At 64.4% G+C, this 4,984-nt stretch carries 8 protein-coding genes and 1 pseudogene; 6 read left to right on the top strand and 3 right to left on the bottom strand.

Annotation, left to right across the window (positions count from 1 at the left end; all coding sequences use genetic code 11):
• The first annotated feature begins 40 nt into the window (after nt 1–40).
• Nucleotides 41–322 carry a DUF427 domain-containing protein gene (locus A3E77_RS09385; RefSeq protein ID WP_293645252.1) on the top strand — a complete coding sequence of 94 codons (282 nt, stop codon included), beginning with the start codon at nt 41–43 and terminating at the stop codon, nt 320–322.
• Nucleotides 323–334: 12 nt separating this feature from the next.
• Nucleotides 335–799, top strand: a complete 465-nt coding sequence (locus A3E77_RS09380; RefSeq protein WP_293645250.1) for a YaiI/YqxD family protein — start codon at nt 335–337, stop codon at nt 797–799.
• A gap of 383 nt (nt 800–1,182) precedes the next feature.
• Here A3E77_RS09380 and A3E77_RS09375 read toward each other — a convergent pair whose 3' ends face one another.
• On the bottom strand, nt 1,183–1,404 hold the full coding sequence (locus tag A3E77_RS09375) for a hypothetical protein (protein ID WP_293645248.1): 222 nt from the start codon (nt 1,402–1,404) through the stop codon (nt 1,183–1,185).
• A gap of 149 nt (nt 1,405–1,553) precedes the next feature.
• Here A3E77_RS09375 and A3E77_RS09370 point away from each other — a divergent pair, with 149 nt between their 5' ends.
• The 3 genes from A3E77_RS09370 (at nt 1,554) to A3E77_RS09360 (ending at nt 2,667) form a co-directional block, all read left to right on the top strand.
• Nucleotides 1,554–1,901, top strand: a complete 348-nt coding sequence (locus A3E77_RS09370; protein WP_293645246.1) for a DUF962 domain-containing protein — start codon at nt 1,554–1,556, stop codon at nt 1,899–1,901.
• Between the two features lie 73 nt (nt 1,902–1,974).
• Nucleotides 1,975–2,178, top strand: a complete 204-nt coding sequence (locus tag A3E77_RS09365) for a DUF2061 domain-containing protein (RefSeq protein ID WP_293645244.1) — start codon at nt 1,975–1,977, stop codon at nt 2,176–2,178.
• A 60-nt stretch (nt 2,179–2,238) separates the two neighbouring features.
• Entirely contained in the window at nt 2,239–2,667 is a 429-nt protein-coding gene (locus tag A3E77_RS09360; protein WP_293645242.1) for an OsmC family protein, read from the top strand.
• 9 nt (nt 2,668–2,676) lie between these two features.
• On the opposite strand, the gene A3E77_RS09355 is transcribed toward A3E77_RS09360, so the two are convergent.
• Both A3E77_RS09355 and A3E77_RS09350 read right to left on the bottom strand, forming a co-directional pair.
• Nucleotides 2,677–3,255 (bottom strand): hypothetical protein, encoded by a 579-nt coding sequence (locus A3E77_RS09355; protein WP_293645240.1) that lies wholly within the window; start codon nt 3,253–3,255, stop codon nt 2,677–2,679.
• 108 nt (nt 3,256–3,363) lie between these two features.
• Complete coding sequence (locus A3E77_RS09350; protein ID WP_293645238.1) at nt 3,364–4,218, bottom strand: hypothetical protein; 855 nt, start codon at nt 4,216–4,218, stop codon at nt 3,364–3,366.
• Nucleotides 4,219–4,413: 195 nt separating this feature from the next.
• Here A3E77_RS09350 and A3E77_RS09345 point away from each other — a divergent pair.
• A pseudogene (locus A3E77_RS09345) lies at nt 4,414–4,984 on the top strand (arylamine N-acetyltransferase family protein); the annotation flags it as partial.

Below are 4,984 nucleotides of genomic sequence, written 5' to 3'. Positions count from 1 at the left end.
GACAATATGAAGAAATAGTCGCGAAAGGCAGGAGGCGATCATGGTGCAGGCACGGTGGAACGGCGCGGTGATCGCCGACAGCGACGATACGGTCGTCGTCGAGGGCAATCATTATTTTCCGCGCGACGCGGTCGATGCGGCGGTTCTGTCGGACAGCGCGACGACGAGCCTGTGCCCGTGGAAGGGCATCGCGCATTATCATCATGTGGCCGTCGGCGGACAGGTGAACGCCGACGCGGCGTGGTATTATCCCGATCCCAGGGAGGCGGCGGCGGCGATCACGGACCGCATTGCCTTCTGGAAGGGCGTCGAGGTCGGCTGACGGCTTTCGACCATGTCCGCGGTGCCTCAAATCCTCGTCGATGCCGACGCCTGTCCGGTGAAGGACGAGATTTACCGCGTCGCGTGGCGGCACGAGGTGGCGGTAAAAGTCGTCAGCAACAGCCGGCTGCGCGTGCCCGACCATCCGTTGATCGAGCGTATTGTCGTGTCGGATGGTTTCGACGCGGCAGACGATTGGATCGCAGAAGCTGCCGATGCCCACAGCGTGGTGATCACCGCCGACATATTGCTCGCCGACCGCGCGCTGAAGGCGGGGGCAAGCGTGCTCGGCCCCAATGGCAAGCCTTTTACCATGGCGTCGATCGGCCCCGCCATCGCGACGCGCGCGATCATGGCCGACCTGCGGTCGGGAATGAGCGACGCGATGGGCGGCCCGCCGCCCTTTTCAAAGGCCGATCGTTCGCAATTCCTGCAAGCGCTCGACAGCGCGCTGGTCCGGATCAAGCGTCAGGCGTAAGTTTCCTGCTTTGCGTTGGTGTTGAAATTTCCGTCGGGCCAGTGACGGAGATCACGGCGGACCGTGCGGCGGAGCGCCATAAGCGGGGCGTCGGGAGCCGCTGAAGCTTTCCGTGGTGCAGAATATCCGCGACGCCGCCGCTGCGGCAATGGCGCTTTCGTCTCCGGGCCCGGCCCACCACGCCGGCCCGGACCACAGCCCTCCCGCCCCTGCGACCCAGGCGGGAGGGCTGTCTCGTTCCGGGCGGGTTGATCGCGCCGCCGAAGAGGTCGGCGCGCGGCTATTTCCCGACCTTGCCACGTTCAAGGCCGACGATGCAAAGCGGTTTGCATGGGTCGAGGAACATTGGGATATGATCGTCCGCAGCAAATAACGGGTGGGCGTCAGTTCCCGGCGCGGCGGTGCAGGAAAAAGGCGAAGAGCAGCACGGCGGAGATGACGCCGACCAGCATCCCCGCGGTCGTCGTCACCATCGTGATCGAACCCGCCGGATCGTTCGACTGCCACGCACCGCTTCGCGTCCGCTCGATCATCCACCAGGCACCGGCGATGACGATGAGGTCGAGCAGGACCAGTCCGGTCAGCGCACGCAGCGATTTCTTCATGATAGGTCTCTCCCCAATCCCGACGGTCTTTTGCGATCGGGTATCTGTCGACCCTAGCCTCGGGTTGGTCGTAAGGCCACTGGCATCGGGACGGCGGCAGCCTGCGTTGCGGCGTTGACCGGCGGCGCGGCGCGGGGCACCATCGGACGATGGCGCGCCAATATACGACCTTCGCCGAATTCTGGCCCTTTTACCTGCGCGAGCACAGCAAGGCATCGACGCGCGCGCTGCACTATATCGGCACCAGCCTTGTTGTCCTGATCGCGCTCGCCGCGGTGCTGAGCGGCCGTCTGGCATGGTTGGCCCTGTTGCCGGTCGCGGGCTATGTCTTTGCCTGGGCCGCGCATTTCGGCGTTGAAAAAAATCGTCCGGCGACCTTTACCTATCCGCTGTGGAGCCTGGTGGCCGATTTCAGGATGTGGGCCTTGTGGCTTGGCGGGCGGCTGGGCCCCGAACTCGACCGCGCCGGCGTGGTTCGGGAAAAGCGATCACAGTAAGCGAAAACCGTATCTGGTATTTATTGCGAATCATTCTTAACTAGCAGGAGTTCGCTTTTGCTGGAGACGGGCCATGCCCACCGACCTGATCAAGACCTTCACCTACCTGACCATCCACCTGACGATCGGGTTCAGCGTTGCCTATGTGATGACGGGATCGGTCGCGCTTGCGGGCGGGATCGCGATCATCGAGCCGTGCATCAACGCGGTAGCCTTTTTCTTTCACGAAAAGGCGTGGAAGCGCGTCGGCACCCGGCCTAAGTTGCTCGCTGCCTGAGACTGCCGAGTCCCCGGCCGTCCTGTTTTCGCTATCCCCTCTGATCAAAGGAGCATGTCCATGACCGTCAATCGCGCATCGGCCCGTTACGAAGGCTTTGGCAAGGAAGGCAAAGGGTCGATTACGACCAAATCGGGCGTGCTCGACAAGCAGCCCTATGGTTTTGGCACGCGCTTCGAGGGGCAACCGGGAACGAACCCCGAAGAACTGATCGCCGCGGCGCACGCTGCCTGTTTCACCATGGCGCTGTCCTTCGGCCTCGCGCGTGCGGGCTATTCGGGCGACACGTTGGAGACGAGCGCCGCGGTGACGCTGGAGCAGCAGGATGGCGGCTTCACGATCACCAAATCGGCGCTGACGCTGACCGGCAAGGTGCCGGGGATCACTGCCGACGAGTTTGCGACGATCGCCGAGGAAGCCGAGAAGAATTGCCCGGTGTCGAAGCTGCTCGACTGTGAGATCACGCTCGAACATAGCCTTGAGGGCTAGGATCACGCCCTAGGCGGCCCGGAGCATAGGCGTCGGCAGATCGTCGGCCATGAAATCGAAGCTGGCCTGTGGGGGCGCGTCGAGCGTCCAGCGTTGCAGCACCCGGTGGCGGCGGTGGCCGACGTGGCTTTCGATCAGCACCAGGTCGCGCGGGGTCCAGGTCCATGCGAGGGGCACCGGGTCGAAGTCCGCGGCCCGGCCATAACCAAGCGTGATGTGCGGCCGAAGCCCCGATTTACGGTGCATCGGGTCGATGCCCTGTGTCGCGAGGCGGGCAATGATCGCGTCATAAGCCTGGCGAATGCCGCCGATGCGCCCTGCGGTGACCAGTTCGACGCCGGTGTCGCGCGCGACGATCGTGCCGAACGGAATGGCGCTCGCCGGCGGCAGGCCGGCCGCAAACGCTTTCGCGACCTGACCGGACAGGAACGGCTGCGGCTCGATCGTTTCGGCGATCGTGCAGAGCGTCATATGGTAGAGCTGCGGCTTCAGCCCCGCGAACAGGTCGCCCGAAACGGGCGGCAACTGGCGCGCCAGCCACCCGGCGCGATCGGCGGCAACCTGGAACCCCAGGAAATAGCGGAACATCGGGTCCATCATCCTTCCCTCCGAATCGGATCAATGTTCTCTTTATGTTCCATTCGCGCTCGCGAGTCGAATCCTCGTCGCCGTCGCTCCGTCGATACCGCGGCGTGATTATTGCGCCGGGCGGCAATCCTTCAGCCAGATGACATGTTTATATTCGTCGAAATCCTCGACGGTGCCAGTCAGCTTGATGCCCTTGTCGGGTTTCAGCTGGAGCGAAAAAGCCGCCTGGCCGGGCGCCATATAGCAGACGATGTCGGTCTTGAACGGCGCCTGGTTCGGAAGACGGATCGCCTGTTCCCACGGGTCGGGGATCTTGTAACCGACGCGGAAATCCTTGCCGTCCTTCGTCACATATTCGACCGTGCCGTCGATGGTGAACCGCTTGCCCTTGTAACGCGTCAGCACGCCTGCGGGATTGCGTTCGGTGTCTTTCGACACCTGCTGGGAAAATCCCAGCGCGCTGATTTTCAACGGGGCAGCCGCAACGGTCGTCGCCGTGGTCCCCTTTTTAGCGGCCGCCGCCCCCGCCTTGCCGCCCTTGATCTGGTTCAGCATGCCGCACATTTCGGCCATGGCGAGGTCGCTTTTGGTCGCCTGGCCCGCGCGCAGCTTGGCCTCCATTACCACCGTCCCGATCCCGCCGGTCTGCGTCGCGGTGATCTGGATCGGGAAAGCGCGTGCGCCGCCGGTCATCGGCTGTTCGATCAGCATCGATCCATATTCGGCCTCGTCGGCCATGATGTCATAACCCTTGGCGGCCACCAGCCCGCGCATCTGGCCGATCGCGACCGCGGGCGGCAGGTCTGCGATGGTGACCGCGGCGGTAAAGCGCAGCCCGGTGATCGGATTGCCCTTTTTGACGAAGGCTTCTTCGCAGGTTGCGGCATTGGCGGTTCCGGCGGTGAAGAGGAGGGCGGCCGGCGTGAGCGCGGCGGCGAGACGCGAATAAGTCGTGGTGCGCATGGTGGCTCCCTGTTGGTCGATGTTATGCGACTTATGTTGTGCGACGCGTCTGCCGCACCGCGTAGCGGCCCGCAAGGCCAAGTTACGCATATGATGGCATTTTGGCGGCCGCGAGTGGCTTGCATATCCGCGCTTGACCTCCACCGGGCTTGAGCTTTCATAAACGCCGGACAGTTGATTCGCGAAACCGGAGCCATGTCCATGCTGCACCATCCCGCTGCCCCGTCGTCCGACCCTGAAGATGGCGATCGTGATGCGCCCGCCGTCGCCTTTCTGCCGCGCTATCTGGCGCGGATCGGCCATGCCGGGCCGGTCGCACCGACCTGGGAGATGCTGGCCGCATTGCAGGCCGCGCATATCGCGGCGATTCCGTTCGAGGCGATCGATGCGCTCACCGGGGCGGGGATCGACATTGGCGCGCACGCCGTCGATGCCAAGCTGATCGGCCAGCGGCGCGGCGGCTATTGCTTTGAGCAGAACGGCCTGTTTCTGCGCGCGCTGCTTGCGATCGGCTTCGATGCCGAAGGGTTGCTGGGCCGGGTGCGCTGGATGCTGCCCGACGACGCCCCGCCGACGCCGCGGACGCATATGGTCGTGCGGGTCCGGCTCGATGGACGCCCGTGGCTCGCCGATGTCGGCTTTGGCGCCGCCGTGCCGCCGCAGCCGTTGGCGATGGACAGCGACGAGGTGCAGCCCACGCGCCATGAAACTTATCGCGTCGTGCGCCATGGTGCCGAGTGGCAGGTGGCGGCCGCGATCGAGGGCG

It is taken from the genome of Sphingopyxis sp. RIFCSPHIGHO2_12_FULL_65_19, assembly GCF_001830555.1.
GTDB lineage: Bacteria > Pseudomonadota > Alphaproteobacteria > Sphingomonadales > Sphingomonadaceae > Sphingopyxis.
Note: the sequence above shows the minus strand (reverse complement) of the source record. Positions and strands in the feature narration are given on the sequence as shown.